The organism is Chryseobacterium lathyri, assembly GCF_003290185.1.
Classification (GTDB): domain Bacteria; phylum Bacteroidota; class Bacteroidia; order Flavobacteriales; family Weeksellaceae; genus Chryseobacterium; species Chryseobacterium lathyri.
This window is the reverse complement of sequence record NZ_QNFY01000024.1, coordinates 1-20898: the sequence shown is the minus strand read 5'-3', so window position 1 is coordinate 20898 and position 20898 is coordinate 1. Positions and strand designations below refer to the sequence as shown.

Genomic DNA, 20898 nt, shown 5'->3' with positions numbered 1-20898 from the left:
CAATTTATTATATTAAAATTAAAATCACTAAAAAGTGGAGTAATTATTTATTTAACATAAAAAATAATTTTATTTTTCACCAATTAACGACTTAATTCTAAATAAAAAAAGCGGCAAAAAATGCCGCTTTTTAATTTTATATTTCACTTTTCTTAATTCAAATAGAATTCATATTTATTAAGAAGCTGAATTTCCTTAATCAGATCTCCGTTCAGATCTACAGAATGTTTCATAGACTGAACTTCAATCTGGGAATCATCTTCAATATTTTTTATAAAGAATTTAAGTTTCTGATTTCCTTTATTCCGGTCAAGAACTTTTCTAAAAAAGTCAAGATCCTCAGGGCGGACATCCATAACATCCATAACGAGGGAAATGCTTTTTGCAAATCTTTCAAAAGCTTCCTGAAGTTCAATAACATCATTGACGTTAACAAAAACCCTTCCGTCCTTGACCTGTGCAAATTTTATTTTGAAAATCACAAATCTCTGAACTTCTAATTTCTCCTTCAGACGCATATAATCCCTATCTCCCAGCCTGAAAGAATAAGATCCCGAATAATCTTCCAAAGTAACAAAAGCCACTTTTTCTCCACTTCTGAATCCATCCTGTACTCTATACTCAGTGATTAGCCCTGCTACCGTATACTCTTTTCCGCCACCACCGTTCTCTCTTTCTTTCTGAAGCGTTTTCCAGTCTTTCTTTTTTTCCTCGAAAAGCTCTTCCTGTTTATTGGAAAAAGCCTGTTCTTTGTAAGCATCCACCTCATCAAGGTTTAAAAACAGGAAATTACCTTTCGGTTCAGCTTTCTTCACCACTTCCTCTATAACTTCCTCTTCTCCTATTGACAGATCATCAGAAACAATCTCAATAAGGTCTACCGTTTCATCCTGGGAATCTTTCTCTAAAATCGGAATTTCATCCGGAATCACTTTTTCATCGTCTTTTTCAAGCACAGTTTTTTTAGAAAGTCTGCCCTGCATAAACTGGAACTGGTATTTAAATTCATCCAGCGGATGAGCGGACAGGTAGAATCCTATGATTTCTTTTTCTTTGTTAAGTTTATGCATGTTAGGCCATTCCGGGCATGGCAGCAGTTTAGGCTGCTCAATCTGTACTTCATCAGCAAAATCAGCAAAAAGAGAATGTTCCATTTCATTTTTACTTTCCTGGAAACTCTGTCCGTATCTGATCAATCTTTCCAGGTTCGTTTTTCCAGCCATATCAATATCAAAATACTGACCCCTGTGATAGGAACCGAGCTCATCAAAAGCTCCGGCAAGCACTAAACTTTCCGCTACTCTTTTATTCATTTGGGAAGGAGGAATTCTTTCAAAGAAATCATAGATATTTTTGAATCTTCCATTAGCCCTTTCCCTTGTAATCGCCTCACTTGGCCCTTCTCCTATTCCTTTGATTGCTCCAAGACCAAAACGGATCTGTCCTTTTTCGTTTACAGAGAATTTATACTGGGATTCATTTACGTCGGGTCCTAAAACATCTACTCCAATACTTTTACAGTCCTCCATAAACATGGTGATAGAGTCCGTATTGTTAATGTTATTACTCATCACACTCGCCATATATTCAGCCGGGTAATTGGCTTTCAGATAAGCGGTATGGTAGGCAATCAATGCATAACAGGTGGAGTGGGATTTGTTGAAGGCATATTCAGCAAAAGCCTTCCAGTCATTCCAAATTTTATTTAAACGATCTTCATCAAGGTTGTTTTTCTTTCCTCCTTCAATGAATTTCGGATACATTTTATTCAGAACATCAATCTGCTTTTTACCCATCGCTTTTCTCAGCGTATCGGCTTCACCTTTGGTAAAGTTGGCCAACTTTTGGGACAAAAGCATTACCTGCTCCTGGTATACGGTAATTCCGTAGGTTTCTTTTAAATATTCTTCGGTTTCCGGTAAGTCATAAACAATTTCTTCAATTCCGTGTTTTCTGTTGATAAAGTTCGGGATATATTTGATTGGACCGGGACGATAAAGGGCATTCATGGCAATAAGATCGGCAAAAACGGTAGGCTTAAGCTCTCTCATGTATTTCTGCATCCCCGGACTTTCATACTGGAAAATCCCAATCGTCCTTCCTTCTTTAAATAACTGATATGTTTTAGTATCATCAAGCGGAATTTCGTCCGGATCAAGATTTATATTATGCCTTTGCTTAACCAGCTTCATGGCATCTTTAATGATCGTCAGGGTACGGAGTCCCAGGAAGTCCATTTTCAAGAGTCCTGCACTTTCCGCTACTGAGTTGTCAAACTGGGAAACTAAAATATCTGCATCTTTCGCTGCAATTGTTATCGGAACAAGATTACTTACATCCTCGGGAGTAATAATCACCCCACAGGCATGAATCCCTGTATTCCTGATACATCCTTCCATTTTCTTGGCACTTGCCAGTACATCAAAACGGGGATCATCAGGGTTATCCAGCACCATTCTCATTTCATCCACCAGCATCTGCTCTTCGGGCTTCAGCTTATCATATTTAGCTAAAGCTTTGGCAATGTTCATTCCGGGGCTGGCAGGAATCAGTTTGGCGATATTATTGGTATCGGGAATCGGGAGATCCAATACCCTTCCGGCGTCTTTAATGGCAGATTTCCCACCTAAAACCGAATAGGTAATGATCTGCGCTACCTGGCTCTGTCCGTATTTTTCAATTACCCACTTAATAACCCTGTCACGTCCTTCATCATCAAAGTCAATATCAATATCAGGCATCGAAACCCTTTCCGGATTCAGGAATCTCTCAAAAAGGAGATCGTACTTGATGGGATCAACGTTAGTAATTCCAATACAATAGGCTACTGCAGAACCAGCTGCAGAACCTCTTCCGGGACCGACCCAAACCCCCATGTTCCGGGCTTCGTTACAGAAATCCTGTACGATAAGGAAGTATCCGGGATATCCGGTATTGGCAATTACGTCAAGTTCGAAATCCAAACGTTCTTTGATCTCGTCTGTAATTCCGGTCATAACATATCTTTTTCTCGCACCTTCATAGGTTAGGTGAGTAAGATACGCCATCTCTCCTCTTTTTCCGCCATCCACTGCATCTTCCGCATGGATAAACTCTTCCGGAATATCAAATTTAGGAAGGAGAACGTCTCTTTTTAAGGTATAAGGACTGAATTTTGCGAGAAATTCGTCATAAGCCTCAAAAGCATCTGGGTAAGCCAGAAATGCTTCCTTGATCTCATCACTGTTTTTAATATAATACTCTCCTGTGGTAAGTCCTCTACGTTTTCCGAAGCCTTTTCCTACAGGTGTGGTTAATTTTTCACCGTCCTTGATACAGCTTACAATATCCTGGATATTTGCATCATCTTTATGGGTATAGAATGTTTCGTTCTGTGCCAGTATTTTAGTATTATACTTATCTGCGAGGTACAATAAAACTTCATTTAAATGCTCTTCTTCAGGCAGTTTATGATTCTGAAGCTGTACATAGAAATCATCTCCGAAAGTATCTTTCCACCATTTGAAGAGTTCCTCCCCTTTTTGTTCTCCGGTATTAAGAATGGCATCAGGGATATCCCCTAAAATCCCGGATGTCAAAGCAATTAAACCTTCTTTATATTCAGCGATCAGCTCTCTGCTAATCCTCGGAACTCCAAAATAAAATCCTTTTAAAAATCCTATACTCGAAAGTTTTGCCAGGTTTTTATACCCGTTAAAATCCTTTGCCAAAAGAACAACCTGGGTTCTTCTGTCCGGGTCATCTTTTGTAAACTGCTTCTGCTCATACCTGTCTGAGATATAAAATTCACAACCCACGACAGGAATAAGCGGAGCTGAAACAGGTTCCTGCTCGGTAAATTCTGTTCCATTTTCTTCAGCTTCCTGTTTTTTGGCAAGAAACTCTTTATGCTTTTTAGAGCGGTCCGAATTGGCAGATTCTACTGCTGAAACAAATTTAAAAGCTCCCATCATATTTCCGATATCTACCATTCCCACAGCGGGAAAGTTTTCATCAGAAGCTTTTTTGATCAGGTCATTGATGCTTGAAGTAGCCATCAATGTAGAGAAAACACTGTGACTGTTAAAATTGAAATATTTTCCTAGATCAATTTCATCTATACTTCCAAAATCAGATTGCTTTTTCTTATTATTAAATTCTGCAACCTGTCTTCTGATAACAATATTAAACGGCTTTATCGGGTCCGGATAAAGGGTTTTAAAGTAATTCAGCTGATCTTCAGAGATCTTCAGTACTTCAGCAGGGATTACTCCTATTCTCATCATTTCAAAGAATACCCGGGCAGTCGCATTCACGTCGGCAGCAGCGTTGTGCGCTTCGTCAAATTTGTGACCGTACAGCTTTTCGTACAACTCTTCCAGTTTCGGAGATTTATATCTTCCGCCTCTTCCGCCGCCAAGCTTACAGTAATCTGTTCCCAAAACCATTGTATCGGCTTTAGGTTTATCCTGAAGATTGTCTTTTAAATTTTTCCTGTAAAATTCTGCTCCTACAATATTATAATCGAATTCTACATTATGTCCGGACACTATTCTTACTCGGTCCAGCACTTTAGAAAACTCTTCCAAAATCTCTTGCAGGTCCCGGCCTTCTTCATGAGCAATTTTAGTAGTAATTCCGTGAATCCTTGCGGCGTTGAAGGGAATATCATACCCTTCAGGTTTTATTATATAATCCTGATTTTCAATTAATCTACCATCATCATCATGAACCTGCCATGCAATCTGAACCATTCTTGGCCAGTTGTCGGAATCTGAAAGCGGTGCATTGAAATTTTTAGGTAATCCGGTTGTTTCTGTGTCAAAAATTAAATACATATAAGTTTCTAACTTTTTTAAAAAAGAGAATGTAAAGTTACTTCAATTTTTCTAATAATGAACATCATGATTTCGGTTCAAAAGAGTATCAGAAATTTCTTTTTTTAAATCTCAATTTTAAAATTCACAAAATACAAAACATATAAAAAGAAATAAAAATTTACCAAAAATCAATATAAATCTATTAAAATCCATCTAAACAATAAAATTATACAGACTAAAAATAAGACGATTAAAGATTTTAGTATATATTTGCTAATCTAAAAATTTTAATATTTACTGAACCATTATGAAGAAACATTTACTTTTGGTCAGCACTTTGGCAATTACATTAATAAGTGCGCAAAACAATGAAGGATTAAAAAGAGAGTTTGAAAAACAAAACAAAGAGAATTCTGCAAAGTTTGACTCTTATGTTTCAAAACATTACGGAGCAGACAAATCTTCGGAGACTTTAAAAGAAATTGAAGAACTAAGAAGTAATTTAGCTGGATTTACTCCAAATGGTAAGCCTTTCTTTTATCAAAAAGAAGATAGCAGACAGGTTGCGAATGCCAATGCTGATAATCTTAATACAGCAGGCGGTGTAGTAGGATTAACCAACGCCTATAATGGTGAAGGCATTAAGTATACAATTTTTGATGGAGGCAGAGTATATGCAGCTCATCTCGCTTTCGACAATCTCGCGGGAAGAATTACCAATAAAGAAGCTACAACAGAAATTTACAGTGCACATGCAACAGGTGTAGCGAGTTTTATCGGCGGTAAAAGTATAAACGTAAGTGGTGGTGGCCTTAGTGGAAATACAAGAGGAGTTGCTATCAATTCTACAATGGATTCTTACAGATTTGCAACTACTACATTACCTGGCAATACTACACCAAGTACTGTATTTCAAAAAATACTTGCTGCCCAGCCTAATCTGTCTAATCACTCATATGGAACCAATCAAGGTTGGGATGTTAAAACTGTAAATGGTGTAAATGCATGGGTTTGGCCAGGTGTTTTTGAAAGCCCTTCTACTTCTATGGATTTACAGGGAACTTATTTCAGTCAAGATCAAAACTATGATCAGATTGTATATAACAATCCTTCTTATATTATTGTAAAATCTTCCGGTAATTATTTTGGTTACGGACCTGATTATCCAGGAACATCTGCTTTTCCTAAATATTATACCGATGATAATGGTGCCCAAGTTCAGTTTGCTGCAACAGATACACTTCCTACAACAAACTGTAGCAATGGGGCTGATTGTATCGGACCTGGATCTTTAGCCAAAAACATTATCGTTGTTGGAGCTACGGATGTAATTTCTACCAATAACTTTAAATATACTACTGCTTCTGATGTTGTTCATTCTGACTACAGTAGTGCAGGACCGAGAGATGACGGAGGAATTAAACCGGATATTTCAACTACAGGTACTGATGTATTCTCTGCCGCCACAGCAGAAAATACTGTTGGCAGTACAACATATAGCTACGGAAGCGGAACTTCTTATTCTGCACCAGTAGTGACCGGAGTTATCGGGCTATGGACACAAGTAAATAAAGAACTTTTCTCAAATCAGGTATTAAATGCAGCAAGTGCAAAAACCTTAATGATTCATTCAGCTTCTGAAGCGGGGAATGTAGGTCCAGATCCATGGTTTGGGTGGGGATACATCAATGCTAAAAAAGGTGCTGAATTATTAGTGGGAAAAGCTAACAATACTGTTATCTTTAATAACGAAACATTAACCAGCGGTACTCCAAACACAAAGAATGTTGTAGCATCTGGTACTGAGCCGTTGAAAGTTACAATTTCATGGATTGATCCTGAATACGTTATTCCTGCCAACCTAACGTGGGCTGATGCGTATAACAACAGAGCATCAAGATTGGTAAATGATTTAGATTTAAGAATTATAGATACAACAAACAATACGATTTATTATCCTTGGAAGCTGAATGCTACTTCTCCAATGACTCCTGCAACCAAGGCGGATAATACAGTAGATAATGTAGAACAAGTGGTAATAGATAATCCGGTTGCTGGTAGAACTTACCGAATTGAGATTACTAACAAAGGAACCTTAAAAAACAATGCTGGCGCCAATGCTCCACAAAACTACTCTATTATAGCTACAGGCCAGACACCAGCTGTTTTAGGAACAGGTGAAGCCAACGCATTAAGCGGTCTCGCAATAGCTCCAACCATTACAAAAGATATTGTAAACATATTGAAAGCTCCCAAAAAGTCAACTTTCGTAATTTATGATCTTTCTGGAAAAAAATTACAGAATGGAGTAATCAACACTGAGAAAGAATCTGTAGATCTATCTACATACACTAAAGGTATTTACATCATTGAAGTAAGAACAGACAAAGATGTTATTTCTAAAAAAGTAATCAAGGAATAATCCTTAAAATACATAGATTTCACACAAAATACTAACGCTTGTTAGTATTTTGTTTTTTTGTGTATATTTGCTTCCTATGGAAAATACACTTCACGAAAAAGTTTCTCAGGATATTTTGCTTAAAGCGTACAATCATATGATGCTGGCCAAAGCTATGGCAGATATCTACGAAGAAAACAGAAATATCTGTAAATATGTTCATAGTACATCAAGAGGCCATGAAGCCATTCAACTGGCAACAGCTTATCAGTTAAAAAAAGAAGACTGGGTATCTCCTTATTACCGTGATGAAAGTATTCTTCTAGGAATCGGTTTTGAACCATACCAACTGATGCTACAACTTCTCGCAAAAGCCGAAGATCCTTTTTCAGGAGGAAGATCATATTACTCACATCCATCGAGCAGAGACGAGAACAAGCCTAAGATTATTCACCAGAGCTCAGCTACAGGGATGCAGACCATTCCTACCACAGGTGTTGCGCAGGGGATAAAATATATTCAGGATTTTAATTTACAGAATTTCGAAAACAATCCGGTTGTAGTGTGCAGTCTGGGAGATAATTCTGTAACAGAAGGTGAAGTAAGTGAAGCTTTGCAGTTTGCTGCCCTTCACCAGCTTCCCATTATATTCCTTGTACAGGATAATGAATGGGGAATCTCCGTAACTAAGGAAGAAGCAAGAACATGTGATGCCTATGATTTCGTAGCCGGTTTCACAGGCCTTAGCAGAATGCGTGTAGACGGAACAGATTTTGTGGAAAGCTTCGAAGCTATGAAGAAGGCTGTAGATTTTGTAAGAACTGAAAGAAAACCTTTAGTAGTTTGCGCTAAAACAGTTCTTATCGGTCACCATACTTCCGGAGTACGAAGAGAATTTTACAGAGACGAGGAAGATCTAACCAAACACAGAGCTAAAGACCCGGGTGAAATCCTTAGAAAGCAGCTTCTTGAATCAGGAGTTGATGAAGATCTTTTAAAGCAGATCACTAAAAAAGCCCGTCTGGAAGCTGAAGAAGCTTTTGAAAAAGCTAAAAACGCAGAAGATCCAAAGCCGGAAACAGTAATGCAGCACGTTTTTGCTCCCACTCCAATTATCGAGGAAACAGGCACACGTGAGCCTGAAGGTGGTGAGAAAATTGTTATGGTAGATGCTGCCATCCATGCTGTTCAGGAGTTGATGTGGAAACATCCCGAAGCCCTTCTTTACGGACAGGATGTAGGAGAAAGAATTGGAGGCGTTTTCAGAGAAACGGTTACTTTAGGAAAAAAATTCGGAAGCAAAAGAGTATTTAATACAGCTATTCAGGAGGCATACATCATTGGATCAACGGCAGGAATGAGTGCGGTAGGATTAAAGCCTATTGTAGAAGTTCAGTTTGCAGATTATATTTATCCGGGCATCAATCAGCTGATCACTGAGATTTCAAAATCAAGTTATTTAAGTCAGGGAAAGTTTCCTGTAAGTAATATCATCCGTGTACCAATCGGTGCATATGGCGGTGGCGGTCCTTACCACAGCGGAAGCGTTGAAAGTATCTTAGCCAATATTAAAGGAATTAAAATTGCTTATCCAAGCAACGCAGCCGATTTCAAAGGTTTATTAAAAGCAGCTTATTATGATCCCAACCCTGTGATCATGCTGGAGCACAAAGGCTTATACTGGAGTAAAGTTCCGGGAACTGAAGACGCTAAAACCATTGAGCCTGCAGAAGACTATATCCTTCCTTTCGGAAAAGGTAAAATAATCATTGAAGCAGACCAGAATGAAACTGAAAAAGGCAGAACTTTATTGGTCGTAACCTATGGAATGGGGGTTTACTGGGCAAAAGAAGCGGTGAAGAATTTTAACGGAAGAGTTGAAGTCATCGACCTGAGAACAATAATCCCTCTGGATGAAGAGCTTGTTTTTGAAAGAGTAAAAGCACACGGGAAATGTATTGTTCTGACAGAAGAACAGCTGAACAACTCATTTGCCGAAGCATTTGCACACCGAATCTCGAAAAACTGCTTCAAGTATCTGGATGCTCCTGTAGAAACCATGGGATCTCTTGATGTGCCAGCTGTTCCAATCAACCTGCTTCTGGAAAAAGAAATGCTTCCAAATGCAGAAAAGCTTAGCAAAAAAATCGAAGAAATGCTGAAATATTAATCAGCAGTATTAAATATATAAAACCTCTAATTTTTTAGAGGTTTTTTTTATTACATTTAATAAGCATTAGAATAGCTCACTTTGGTATTTCTTTTGTTTGTATGCACACCAAATTTCACACAGCATTATGATCACCACAAAATATTTCAATTACAGACAAGTTCTAAACCTCGCAGGCGGCCATCTTATATGGCTTACGGCTTGGTGTACCTTAGTGGCAGCCCTTTTCTATTTCTTTAAGTGGAAGTGGATGATCATTCCATGGGTGCCTGTAGCCCTGATTGGTACTGCCGAAGCTTTTTATGTGGGCTTTAAAAACAATCAGGCCTACGACAGATTATGGGAAGCCCGGAAAATATGGGGTGGAATCGTCAATTCCAGCCGTTCTTTTGTTTCCATGCTGTATGCTTTTAATACCACAGGGGAAGGCAACAGTGAGACTGAAACCATGAAAAAGAAAATTGCCTACCGTCACATTGCATGGTTATACACTTTCCGTGAGCAATTACTGGTTCCTACAGAATGGGAACATATGTCTCAAAAAAGACATTTTGGGGATATTAATGTGAGAAGGCACCGACTGATTAAAGCAGGCTTTCCCGATTATGGCAGAACACCAATTTTCCTACATAAATACCTTTCAGAGCAAGAACTTGAACTGCAGCCGGAATATAAGAATTTCGCCACCTACCTGATCTCAAAACAAGCCAAAGAAGTCAATGATCTGAAAAATTTAGGTGACATTTCAGATTTCAACCAGATGCAGCTTCAGGATGCTCTCAACCTTTTTTATGATTACCAAGGGCAGGCGGAAAGAATTAAAAAATTCCCTTCACCCAGACAGTTCGCGAGTACTGCTTTTATTTTTAATGTGATCTTCATTATGCTTCTTCCCTTGGGGCTTGTCAATGAATTTGCAAAATTAGGAAACTGGGGAATATTGGTAAGCGTCCCTTTCTGTGTTATTATTGGCTGGATCTATATTGTCATGGAACTGGTTGGCGACTACTCCGAAAACCCATTTGAGGGAATGATGTTTGATATCCCAATGCTTTCCATATGCCGGACCATTGAAATCGATGTCCTCCAAATGATAGGAGAACATGAAGATCTTCCTGAGCCTATCGCTTCAAAAAACGGGGTCCTTGTATAATTTACAGAACAATAGCCGTTGTATTTTTCACTTCAGAGATCATAAAAGAGCTGTGAGTGCTTGCTATATGCTGAAGTGTCGTTAGTTTGCTGAGCATAAAATTACGATAATCCCCCATGTCTTTTACACCTATTTTAAGGATATAATCGTAATCGCCACTTACATGAAAACATTCTGTGACTTCCTGTAGATTCATGACTTCCCTTTCAAACTGCAGCACAAATTCTTTTTTGTGCTGGGTTAATTTTATATGACATAACACTATAAAATCCCGGCTTACTTTATGCCGATCCAGTAATGCCACATATTTTGAGATTACACCCAGGTTTTCAAGCTTTTTTATGCGTTCATAAACAGCCGTTACAGACAAATTAAGCTTGTAAGACAGCTCTTTGGTGGTCTGTTTGCAGTCTTCCTGGAGTAAAAGAAGCAGTTTTTTATCCGTTTCATCAAAATTCATAGATAATTTTTTGGAGAAAGTTTAATAAATTCAAATATAATAAACATATTTTCTATTTAAAACATAAATTATAGATTTATATTCTACATATTTAAATATATCTTGTAATAATTCTGAAAACAAAGCATATTTAAGCCTACAAATAAAATCTAAAAGCTTATGGAAAATTTTAATGCGGCTAATGAGATCCAGGATCTTCAGTATTTTGGTGAATTCGGAGGAGTAAATCCATCCATTTCTGACAGCTCTACTTATACATTCCTTTCCGCAAAAACCATGTTTGATACCTTTGAGGGAAATGCTGAAGGATGTTATTTATATTCCAGGCATTCATCCCCGATGAATCTTTACCTTGCACAGGCACTTGCCAAAATGGAAAATACCGAGGCCGCCAACGTTACGGCATCCGGAATGGGTGCTATCACTTCTGTATTAATGCAAGTATGTAAAAGCGGTGACCACATTATTTCCAGTAGAACGATTTACGGTGGAACTTATGCTTTTCTTAAAAACTTTCTGCCTCCTTTTCATATTGATACCACTTTTGTAGACATCAGCAACTTTGAGTCTATAGAGAATGCTATAACCCCTAATACCAAAGTTATTTACTGCGAAAGTGTGAGCAACCCGCTTCTTGAAGTGGCAGACCTTAGAAAACTTTCAGAAATCTGTAAAAAATACAATCTGAAACTGATCGTAGATAACACCTTCTCCCCTCTTTCTGTTTCACCTACATTATTAGGTGCTGATATCGTTATTCATAGTTTAACCAAATTCATTAACGGAAGCAGCGATACGGTAGGCGGTGTTTACTGCGGAAGCCAGGAATTTATTAATGATACGAAAAATGTAAACAACGGGGCCTGCATGCTGCTGGGACCTACTATGGACAGCTTTCGTTCTGCCAGTATCCTGAAAAATCTGAGAACACTTCACATCAGAATGAAACAGCACAGCCATAACGCAATGTATCTTGCAGAAAGGTTTGAAAAAGACGGGCTTAAAGTATCTTATCCGGGGTTGAAATCCCACAAGGATCATGAACTGATGAAAAGTATGATGTACGAGGAATATGGATTCGGAGGATTGCTGACGGTAGATGCTGGCACCACCGACAAAGCCAATGAGCTGATGGAAATGATGCAGCAGGAAAATCTGGGGTATCTGGCTGTAAGCTTAGGATTCTACAAAACTTTATTTTCATGCTCGGGAAGTTCAACTTCATCAGAGATTCCTGAAGAAGAGCGTGAAGCAATGGGCATATCGGACGGGCTGATCAGATTCTCGATCGGATTGGATCACGATATCGCCAGAACTTATGAAAAAATGCGGGAATGCATGCTGAAGACAGGCGTTCTCAACCATGAAACTCTATACATATCCTAATTTTATTGTTATAAAAGCTGTCGGAATTTCTGACAGCTTTTATTTTTTTTATCTATTTTTTATGGAAATGTTTTGGGAAAGCATCTTCCGGCTTCATTCTGAAAATATTCAGGAGCACCCATGATTTAAGAAAACCGTATCCGTAGGAAAACATCTGAATGTAGGTGGAAATTACCGCCATTCCGGCAATACTTATATTCTTCGTTACAAACATGGCATGGAAAAATACAAGGAATGTATACAGTCCGTAAAATGCTAGAATAATCCCTCTTCCCAGAATAAAATATTCTATAAAACCTAAAATATATCCCAACATGAAAAGTGTTGGAAATGCAAAAGATATCTTTACATAATTAGGATGTCTCTGGTTAAGAATAGGCCTTGCACATCCGAACTGATATACCTGTTTCGAGAATTTACCCAAATCCACTCTCCGCTTATGATATACTGCAATGTCATCAAAAAAAGCAGTCGTGAAACCGTTTTCCCAAAGTGTCATGGACAGATCCGGATCTTCGCCGATCCTCATTTCGGAAAACCCACCTACTTTTTCAAAAACCTCTTTATTCACCCCCATATTAAAGCTTCTTGGCTGAAATCTGGATACCGCTTTTTTACTTCCCCTGATTCCTCCTGTTGTAAAAACTGAGGTCATAGAATAGGAAATGGCTTTCTGCATCAGGTTAAAACCTTTATGGGCTTTATCCGCCCCACCGAAAGCATCACACGGAATGGTTTCTATATCTTTTTTAATATTTTCGATATAGTCTTTTTCTACAATCACATCGCTGTCTACAAAAAGCAGCCATTCATTCTGAGCTCTTTTTGCACCATAATTTCTGGTAAGTCCGGGACCTGAATTGTCCTTTCTGAAATATTTGATATCTAATATACCCTCAAAATTATGAATAGTAGGCTTAAGATCAATAAGAGAACCGTCGTCTACAATAACTACCTCAAACTCTTTATCCGTCTGAAAAGTTAAAGAATTCAGCAGTTCAAAAAGTTCATCCTTTCGGTTGAAAATAGCAACAACAATGGAAATGGTAGGTCTCAAATTGAAAATTTTTCAAAATTACTTATTCGCAGAGGAATCTACAAACAGTTTAACAGCTTATTCAAAGAAATTAACTTTTAAATAGGCATGTAAAAGTCTTGCTTTGAAACTCTCAACACAATAATTTGACATTTTAAACAAAATCTTAAGAATTAACAGCTTGTACCTTTGTTGTAGAAATTTAAACCTAAAAAATGACACACAACATCAATCCACTACAGCATCCTGTCCAGTCAGGATTTAATGCAGAATCTACGGCTCAGGAAATCATCAGAGAAATAGATCTTACCGGCAAAACAGTAATCATCACAGGCGGCTATGCAGGAATAGGCCTCGAAACGACTAAAGTTCTTGCATCTGCGGGTGCCAAAGTAATTATTCCTGCAAGAGATATTGAAAAAGCAGGAAAGAATCTTGCAGGTATTGAAAATATTGAACTTGAAAAAATGGACCTGATGGACCCTGCGTCTATCGATAACTTTGGCCAAAGATTTCTGGCATCTGGGAGAAAACTTGATCTCCTGATCAACAATGCCGGAATTATGTGGGTCCCTCTCCGAAGAGACAGCAGGGGTATCGAGTCACAGCTGGCAACCAATTATCTTGGATCATTTCATTTGACAGCAAGGCTTTGGCCAGCACTTAAAAAAGCAGACAGCGCGCGGGTACTGAATGTTTCATCTTATGGTCACCAGATGGCTCCGTTTGACTTTGAAGACCCGAACTTTGAGAAAAGAGAATACCAGACCCTGTTGGGATACGGACAGTCGAAGACAGCCTGTAATTTATTGGCCACGGCATTAGATGAAAGAGGAAAAAAGTTCAATATCAGATCCTATTCATTGCATCCTGGCTCTGTTTATGGGACGGATCTTGGAAGAGAAGAGCCCATCGACCTTTATATTCAGATGGGAACCCATGATAAAAACGGAAAAATAAAACCTGAAGTTGAAGCGAAACTAAAAACGGTTCCGCAAGGTGCTGCTACAACCGTTTGGTGTGCAACAAGCCCTATGCTTCAAAATATCGGAGGCGTTTATTGTGAAAATTGTGATATCGCTGAAATTGATTTTGGACAGATAGAGCACAGATATGATGAACCTGCAACGATCCGCGGCGTCCAGCCCTACTCAATTGATAGAGACAACGCGGAAAGATTATGGACATTAAGTGAGAAAATGCTTGGCTTCAAATTCGATACGGAATAATCCATTTTTAAATACATTTGTAACTATAAACTACAGATCATGGATTTCAACATACAGTATATCACTCCGGACATCAAACTTTCTACCTATGACGACAGGCTTTTCAAAACAGAAACGGTTTTTGAATTCCATATGCTGGTCTGGTTTATATCGGGGGAAACAAAGATTATCCAGGCGGATAAAACCTATGTATTCAAAGCCGGGGATATTTTCCTGATTCCTAGAAATCATCTGGCCACGATCATCAATTATCCTAAAGATGGGCTTCCTCATAAAGCTGTGGTGATGCATCTCACCACAGAAAGGCTGAAACAGTTTTATGCTTCCGTTGAAGTGAAGCATAAGACTTTTAGCCGGGAGTCTAAAATTCATAGTTTTCAAAATCATCCGTTGCTGAAAAGCTGTCTGGCCTCCCTGATTCCATATTTTGAAATGGAAGGAACTTTTCCGGAAAATATTGCCTCATTGAAAATTACTGAAGCTATCAGTATTTTAAGGGAAATTGATAAAGATATAGATACTGTCCTTAACGACTTTGAAGAACCGGGGAAAATTGATCTGGCTGGATTTATGGAAAAGAATTATATGTTCAATATGCCTTTGGAAAAATTTGGCTATCTGACGGGAAGAAGCCTTTCCACTTTCAACAGGGATTTCAGGAAGCTTTTTCAAACTACGCCTCAGCGGTGGCTTACCCGAAAACGTCTTGAACTGGCTTATTATCATTTAAAAGAAAAACATAAAAGACCTTCGGATGTATTTTTGGAAGTCGGTTTTGAAGATCTTTCTCATTTTTCTTATGCTTTTAAAAAGCAGTATGGGCATGTACCTTCTGTTTTGATATAGTTAGTTTATCAATCTGTAGGTATGGGAGCTTGCTTAAGAAGACAAAAAGATCTGCATAATCTGCCAAATCAGCGAGTTTCTATAGTAAATTCAAACTATAAAAATAAACCTGATTTAAAATAAATGAATGATACCAACGAAATAAAAAACAGGATCACAGAACCACTAAAAAGCAAGAGCTTAAAAAGACTTTTAAAATAATACAGCTCCAGAACATACAGAAGAAAAAACGGCACCCCTGAAATAGCAATTCCTATCAAAGAAATTATAATTAAAGTTTGTAAGTAATTTTCCTCCGGAAGCGGATCCTTAAAGACAAAAAAAAGTAAAACCACAGCAGCAACTATAAAACTTGCACTTACTTTCTCAGTAAAATATTTTGTTTTCTTCTTTTTTTCAGCCTTTTTATTACAATTCATTCTTAAAGATGATGAACTATTGAGGAGTAAATCCAGTCCGTTCAATATATCTCCCAATCCATCAAAAAAATTCCACATGTTTCATTTTAGTTTGAGCAAAACTATTCCTTTTTTCAATACAGCACAAAAAACCTTCCGTGACCGGAAGGTTTATATTTAAAATCTTATTATTCTTTTTCAATTTTATGAAGTTTCTTCGTGCCCTCATACATTTCATACTGAAGGAATCTGGTTTCCAGCTTTCCGTTGAAAAGTTTGATCTTCCTTGAAGGACGGAGTCCGATCTTCTTCACGGCTTCCAGATCGGATGAGATCAGCCAGGCCAAAGTATTCGGATAGCTTGTTTTGAATGTATCTCCTATTTTTTTGTAGAAATCATCATCGTTAATAGCAATTCTCTCATCATAAGGCGGATTGAAAACCATCAGCAATGGGAAAAGCTCTTTTTTGGACTCAAAGAAGTCCTGTTTTTTCACTTCAATCACATCTTCCATTTCTGCTGCTTCGATATTCGTTCTGGCCGCATTCAGCATTCTGTTATCAATATCATAGCCAACAATCTTTCCGGTAAACTCCTTTACTCTGTTTACCCTAACTTCTTTAATCTTTGCAAAAAGATCCGCGTCATAATTGGCCCAGTTCTGGAACGCAAATCTCCTTCTGAAAATCTGAGCAGGAAGATCCATTGCAATCATTGCCGCTTCAACAAGAAGGGTTCCTGAACCGCACATCGGGTCCAGAAAGTTTCCTTTTCCATCCCAGCCCGCCAGCTGCAGCATTCCGCTAGCCAGCACTTCATTGATAGGTGCTTCACCCTGCTCTTTTCTATAGCCTCTTTTAAATAAAGGATCTCCTGAAGAATCTAAAGAAATTGTCACCAATTCCCTGTCAATATGCAGATGAAACTTGATATCCGGGCTTTTCGTTTCTACATCAGGACGTCTTTTGAATTTTTCCTGAAAATAATCTACAATAGCATCCTTCATTTTCAAAGTCACGAACTGCGAATGCTTGAATGTCTCCGAATTTACAGTAGAGTCAATTGCGAAAGACTGATCTACATCCATATATTCTTCCCATGCAATCGCAGAAAGCTTATTGTAAAACTGATGCTGATTAAATGCTTTAAATTCAAAAACAGGAATTAAAATTTTTAATGCTGTTCTTGCCGAGTAGTTAATTTTATAAAGAAAACCGAGGTCGCCTTCACAATTGACTGCACGGTTTTTAATTTCAACGTTTTTTCCGCCTAATTTCTTAATTTCTTCTGCAAGGATCTGCTCCAGACCGAAGAAGGTCTTTATCTGAATCTTTAGATTTTCTGTGTCCATAAATATTTATTAAAAGATTTAATGATTTAAAAATGAAAAGATTACAGGTTCAATTTTACTGTTAATTGAAACTTTTGATCTTTCATTATTTAAATACTTTGCTTTTAACCGCACAAATTTAGTTATTTTTGCATTATGGAATGGTTTGAATCTTGGTTTGATACACCTTATTATCATCTTCTTTATAGCAACAGGGACTATACGGAAGCCGAAAATTTCATTACAAAGCTTACTGAAGACCTTCAGTTACCCCCTTCATCCAAGATTATTGATCTGGCTTGCGGAAAAGGAAGACACTCTGTTTTTTTGAATAAACTGGGCTATGATGTATTGGGTCTTGACCTTTCCAGACAAAGTATTGAATTCGACAAGCAGTTTGAAACCCAGACACTTCTTTTCAATGTCCACGACATGCGGAACCCGATTGATGCCGATCCTATGGATGCCGTATTTAATTTATTTACCAGCTTCGGATATTTTGATAATGAAAGCGATGACAAAAAAGTTTTCCAGTCAGTTTATGGTATTTTAAAGCCGGGTGGGTATTTTGTTCTGGATTATCTGAATGAAGAATACGTAAGAAAAAACTTAATTCCTGAATCTACCATTACCCGTGGCAATATTGATTTTAAAATCCTGAAAAAGATTGAAGGACGACACATCGTCAAAGACATCCGTTTTGAAGTGGACGGAAAATCTTTTCATTTCTTTGAAAAAGTAAAGCTTCACACTTTGGAAACCATCAATTCCTACGCAACAGACTGCGGTTTTGAAAGAGTAAAGATCTGGGGCGATTACCAGCTGAATGAATTTGATCGTGAAGTTTCACCACGCTGCATCAATTTATTTAAGAAAAAAGCATGATAACAGTTGTTTTACTGATATTAAGCGTTATTACAGGGGTATTTCTGGGCAAGCATTTCGGAAAAAAAGAAAAGCTGGCTAAAAACCTGCTGGTCCTGAGTGCCGGATTCCTGATCACCATCTGCCTGAATGAAGTTTTCCCACAGGTATATACTTCTGAAGCAGGAAGCAGTCTCGGAATTTTTGTGATCGCAGGCGTATTGCTTCAGATGATCCTGGAAGCTTTGACAAAGGGTTTCGAACACGGCCATTTTCACCATCATAATGAACATAACATTCTTCCTGTAGCTTTGATGGTAGGACTATTTATACATGCTTTTATAGAAGGAATTCCTTTGGCTAATGAAGAGCATCAGCTTTCGCCTTACCTTCTGGGAATTCTGTTTCACAATCTTCCTATTTCCTTTATTCTTGGAGCCTTTTTATTCAACAGAAAAAATGAGTCCAAAACGTCACCCTATCCTTCCATTCTGATTGTTGCATTATTTGCCCTTGCCTCACCGATGGGAATGCTGCTTGGGAATTATTTCAATCCCGATCTACAGCCTTATTTTCTGGCTATTGTAGGAGGTATTTTCCTTCACATATCATCTGTGATTATTTTTGAGAGCAATAAGAATCACAATATCGACTGGATGAAAATAGGTTTGGTCATTATTGGAGTTTCATTAGCACTCATCATGCATCTTTTCCACCATCATCCGGCTGCCGGACATTCTCACTAATCATTTTTTATTAAGCACAAAAAAGCCCCGAATTAAATCCGGAGCCTTCAATTTAATCACTCATTACACAATCTGGAATTAGAACTTCCAGCCTAATGTAATAAAGAAGTTATTCCTGTTATTTTTCACTTCTGAAACAGCAAAATAGTCTGATGACATAATTCTTGTATCAGAATAATACGCTGTATCAGTAGAAGGATTTCCTGTTTCAATACCTCTTAAGAAAGGATTGCTGTATGTAGAAGTTATATACTGATAAGATGCATCTATATAGAATGATTTGAAATCATACCCCAAACCGAATGAGGCAAGGTTTCTGTTATTAAGCATCATATCGCTGTATGACTGATCTGATGTGGAAGCATCCGGATTTATCTGGCTTACTGTTAAAGCATCAAAAGGATTGGATGTGTAAGAATAACCGCCTCTCAATCTGAACTGTTGTATCCTGTATTCTGCACCTATTCTTACCTCTGAAAGGTTTTTATAATTGTCTTTGAAGAAACTGTTCAGCTCGCTTTCAGCACCTGTAACCACTTTATATTTAGGTCTTGTTAATCCTAGAGTATAATCTACATTTAATGAAAAGTTCTTGCTTGCAACAAATGCAGCACTCACTGTCGCTTTAAGCGGTGTTGTAAGATCCCTTGATTCGGCTCCGCTGCCATCACCGTAATCCGGATCATTATAGAAATTATAACTTCTGTCTATGCGCCAGAAGGTCGGAGTTTCTATAGCACCACCAATTCTGAAATTAGGACTAAGCTTTCCGATTACCCCTAATGAGGCAGAAAATCCTGAAGATCTTTCAGACATAGGAGTGTTTTGTCTGTCAAAATATTCCATGGAACCATTATCCAATGACTGGAAGGCTGCTGTATCATACTGATCAATAGATGTGTTGAAAAAATTGAATCCTGCTCCAACATATAAATTATGATTATAATTGGCACCCACCCCAAAACTTGTTTTTGAAAGGTTTCCGTATCTGTTGTAGGCATGACCTGCAAAAGATGCACTTTTATCAGTAAAATCCTTGATCACATTATTGCTTCCGGGAGATTCTACATAATTATCCAATGACTGGTTGGAATAATTGATTCCGATATTGATAAACTTCCATCCAGATTCGCTCATCAAAGGAAAAGCAATTACCCCTCCTATATTTCCAAGATCCGTATTAGTTTTGCTGTAATCAATGGAAGTTCCTCCCCAGCTGCTTTTATTTTTATTTCCTGCAATAGATACCGTTCCGGAAACTTCCCCGGAAATAGCTACCCCCAAACCGGCAGGATTGGTAAGCAGTGAGTTCGCGTCACCTCCTAATGCTCCGTTAGCTCCTGCCATTGCATTGAATTTTGATGAACCCACCATGGGAGTGCTGGAATAAACATCTACAGTATTTCTCAATATAGAAACATCCTGTGCCTGCGCATAAAATGCAGCAGAAACACTCATTAATACTAAAGATTTTTTTAACATTATTTTTTTAATAGTTATTAAGTTTGAAATTATCTTCCGCCTCTGAAGCCGCCGCCTCCACCGCCGGATCTCATACCGCCGCCGCCTGAAGAACCACCTCTAAAGCCTCCACCTGAAGAGCCTCCGCTTGACCTGAAACCTCCGTTGTCATTGGATCTGAAACCTCCGTTATTGTAGTTTGGCTGAGAGTTATAATTAGGTCTTGGTTGAGAATTTGAATTACGGAATCCTCCTGACTGTGGCTGTGTTCTATATCCGCCATTCCCTTGTCTGAATCCTCCGTTGTTATATGAACCATTGTTTCTGAAACCGCCGTTCGTACTGCCGTTTCTGAAACCGTTATTAGTCGATGTATTGCGGAAACCGTTTCCACTGTTTCGGAAGCCAGAGGTATTGGTTCTGTACACAGCATTCGTTAAACCAGGATTGCTGAATCCACCACCGCCGCTTCTTCTGTAAACCGGTCTGTAGCCATTACCCCAGTAGCCGCCATTCCAGCCCCAATATGGATAACCGTAACCGCCGCCCCAGAACGGGTCATAATATCCACCCCAATAAGGAGAATATCCATATCCCCAGTAAGGACTTCCCCAGCCC

At 38.3% G+C, this 20898-nt stretch carries 13 protein-coding genes and 1 pseudogene; 8 read left to right on the top strand and 6 right to left on the bottom strand.

Going from position 1 to position 20898, the window contains the following annotated elements; translation table 11 throughout:
- Nucleotides 1–152: 152 nt before the first annotated feature.
- Complete coding sequence (gene dnaE / locus DRF61_RS21620; RefSeq protein ID WP_111960935.1) at nucleotides 153–4817, bottom strand: DNA polymerase III subunit alpha; 4665 nt, start codon at nucleotides 4815–4817, stop codon at nucleotides 153–155.
- Between the two features lie 289 nt (nucleotides 4818–5106).
- Between dnaE and DRF61_RS21615 the strand changes: the two genes are divergently transcribed.
- The 3 genes from DRF61_RS21615 (at nucleotide 5107) to DRF61_RS21605 (ending at nucleotide 10523) form a co-directional block, all read left to right on the top strand.
- On the top strand, nucleotides 5107–7221 hold the full coding sequence (locus tag DRF61_RS21615; protein WP_111960934.1) for a S8 family peptidase: 2115 nt from the start codon (nucleotides 5107–5109) through the stop codon (nucleotides 7219–7221).
- A gap of 76 nt (nucleotides 7222–7297) precedes the next feature.
- On the top strand, nucleotides 7298–9370 hold the full coding sequence (locus DRF61_RS21610) for an alpha-ketoacid dehydrogenase subunit alpha/beta (RefSeq protein ID WP_111960933.1): 2073 nt from the start codon (nucleotides 7298–7300) through the stop codon (nucleotides 9368–9370).
- Between the two features lie 127 nt (nucleotides 9371–9497).
- Nucleotides 9498–10523 carry a bestrophin family protein gene (locus DRF61_RS21605; RefSeq protein WP_111960932.1) on the top strand — a complete coding sequence of 342 codons (1026 nt, stop codon included), beginning with the start codon at nucleotides 9498–9500 and terminating at the stop codon, nucleotides 10521–10523.
- 1 nt (nucleotide 10524) lies between these two features.
- Here the strand turns inward: DRF61_RS21605 and DRF61_RS21600 are convergent, their stop codons facing one another.
- Nucleotides 10525–10983, bottom strand: coding sequence for an Lrp/AsnC family transcriptional regulator (locus DRF61_RS21600; protein ID WP_111960931.1), 459 nt, complete (start codon nucleotides 10981–10983; stop codon nucleotides 10525–10527).
- Nucleotides 10984–11142: 159 nt separating this feature from the next.
- On the opposite strand from DRF61_RS21600, the gene DRF61_RS21595 reads away from it, so the two are divergent.
- Nucleotides 11143–12369: an aminotransferase class I/II-fold pyridoxal phosphate-dependent enzyme gene (locus tag DRF61_RS21595; RefSeq protein ID WP_111960930.1), complete on the top strand. Its 1227-nt coding sequence runs from the start codon at nucleotides 11143–11145 to the stop codon at nucleotides 12367–12369.
- A gap of 52 nt (nucleotides 12370–12421) precedes the next feature.
- Here DRF61_RS21595 and DRF61_RS21590 read toward each other — a convergent pair whose 3' ends face one another.
- Nucleotides 12422–13426: a glycosyltransferase family 2 protein gene (locus DRF61_RS21590; protein ID WP_111960929.1), complete on the bottom strand. Its 1005-nt coding sequence runs from the start codon at nucleotides 13424–13426 to the stop codon at nucleotides 12422–12424.
- Nucleotides 13427–13620: 194 nt separating this feature from the next.
- Between DRF61_RS21590 and DRF61_RS21585 the strand changes: the two genes are divergently transcribed.
- Both DRF61_RS21585 and DRF61_RS21580 read left to right on the top strand, forming a co-directional pair.
- Complete coding sequence (locus DRF61_RS21585) at nucleotides 13621–14634, top strand: SDR family NAD(P)-dependent oxidoreductase (RefSeq protein WP_111960928.1); 1014 nt, start codon at nucleotides 13621–13623, stop codon at nucleotides 14632–14634.
- Between the two features lie 39 nt (nucleotides 14635–14673).
- Nucleotides 14674–15480, top strand: a complete 807-nt coding sequence (locus DRF61_RS21580; protein WP_111960927.1) for a helix-turn-helix domain-containing protein — start codon at nucleotides 14674–14676, stop codon at nucleotides 15478–15480.
- A 586-nt stretch (nucleotides 15481–16066) separates the two neighbouring features.
- On the opposite strand, the gene DRF61_RS21570 is transcribed toward DRF61_RS21580, so the two are convergent.
- Nucleotides 16067–17230, bottom strand: coding sequence for a THUMP domain-containing class I SAM-dependent RNA methyltransferase (locus DRF61_RS21570; RefSeq protein WP_111960925.1), 1164 nt, complete (start codon nucleotides 17228–17230; stop codon nucleotides 16067–16069).
- Nucleotides 17231–17365: 135 nt separating this feature from the next.
- Here DRF61_RS21570 and DRF61_RS21565 point away from each other — a divergent pair, with 135 nt between their 5' ends.
- The gene (locus tag DRF61_RS21565) at nucleotides 17366–18094 is read left to right on the top strand and encodes a class I SAM-dependent DNA methyltransferase (RefSeq protein ID WP_111960924.1); all 729 of its coding nucleotides are present in this window, start codon (nucleotides 17366–17368) and stop codon (nucleotides 18092–18094) included.
- On the top strand, nucleotides 18094–18819 hold the full coding sequence (locus DRF61_RS21560; RefSeq protein WP_111960944.1) for a ZIP family metal transporter: 726 nt from the start codon (nucleotides 18094–18096) through the stop codon (nucleotides 18817–18819). The genes DRF61_RS21565 and DRF61_RS21560 overlap by 1 nt, the downstream gene beginning before the upstream one ends.
- Before the next feature lie 78 nt (nucleotides 18820–18897).
- On the opposite strand, the gene DRF61_RS21555 is transcribed toward DRF61_RS21560, so the two are convergent.
- On the bottom strand, nucleotides 18898–20301 hold the full coding sequence (locus DRF61_RS21555) for an OmpP1/FadL family transporter (RefSeq protein WP_111960923.1): 1404 nt from the start codon (nucleotides 20299–20301) through the stop codon (nucleotides 18898–18900).
- Nucleotides 20302–20330: 29 nt separating this feature from the next.
- Nucleotides 20331–20898 (bottom strand): annotated as a pseudogene (locus DRF61_RS23040) (prolyl-tRNA synthetase); the annotation flags it as partial.

Bases quoted from the DNA above. Each gene is read 5' to 3' on its own strand.
- dnaE (WP_111960935.1), bottom strand. From the start codon at position 4,817: ATGTATTTAATTTTTGACACAGAAACAACCGGATTACCTAAAAATTTC.
- DRF61_RS21615 (WP_111960934.1), top strand. From the start codon at position 5,107: ATGAAGAAACATTTACTTTTGGTCAGCACTTTGGCAATTACATTAATA.
- DRF61_RS21610 (WP_111960933.1), top strand. From the start codon at position 7,298: ATGGAAAATACACTTCACGAAAAAGTTTCTCAGGATATTTTGCTTAAA.
- DRF61_RS21605 (WP_111960932.1), top strand. From the start codon at position 9,498: ATGATCACCACAAAATATTTCAATTACAGACAAGTTCTAAACCTCGCA.
- DRF61_RS21600 (WP_111960931.1), bottom strand. From the start codon at position 10,983: ATGAATTTTGATGAAACGGATAAAAAACTGCTTCTTTTACTCCAGGAA.
- DRF61_RS21595 (WP_111960930.1), top strand. From the start codon at position 11,143: ATGGAAAATTTTAATGCGGCTAATGAGATCCAGGATCTTCAGTATTTT.
- DRF61_RS21585 (WP_111960928.1), top strand. From the start codon at position 13,621: ATGACACACAACATCAATCCACTACAGCATCCTGTCCAGTCAGGATTT.
- DRF61_RS21580 (WP_111960927.1), top strand. From the start codon at position 14,674: ATGGATTTCAACATACAGTATATCACTCCGGACATCAAACTTTCTACC.
- DRF61_RS21570 (WP_111960925.1), bottom strand. From the start codon at position 17,230: ATGGACACAGAAAATCTAAAGATTCAGATAAAGACCTTCTTCGGTCTG.
- DRF61_RS21565 (WP_111960924.1), top strand. From the start codon at position 17,366: ATGGAATGGTTTGAATCTTGGTTTGATACACCTTATTATCATCTTCTT.
- DRF61_RS21555 (WP_111960923.1), bottom strand. From the start codon at position 20,301: ATGTTAAAAAAATCTTTAGTATTAATGAGTGTTTCTGCTGCATTTTAT.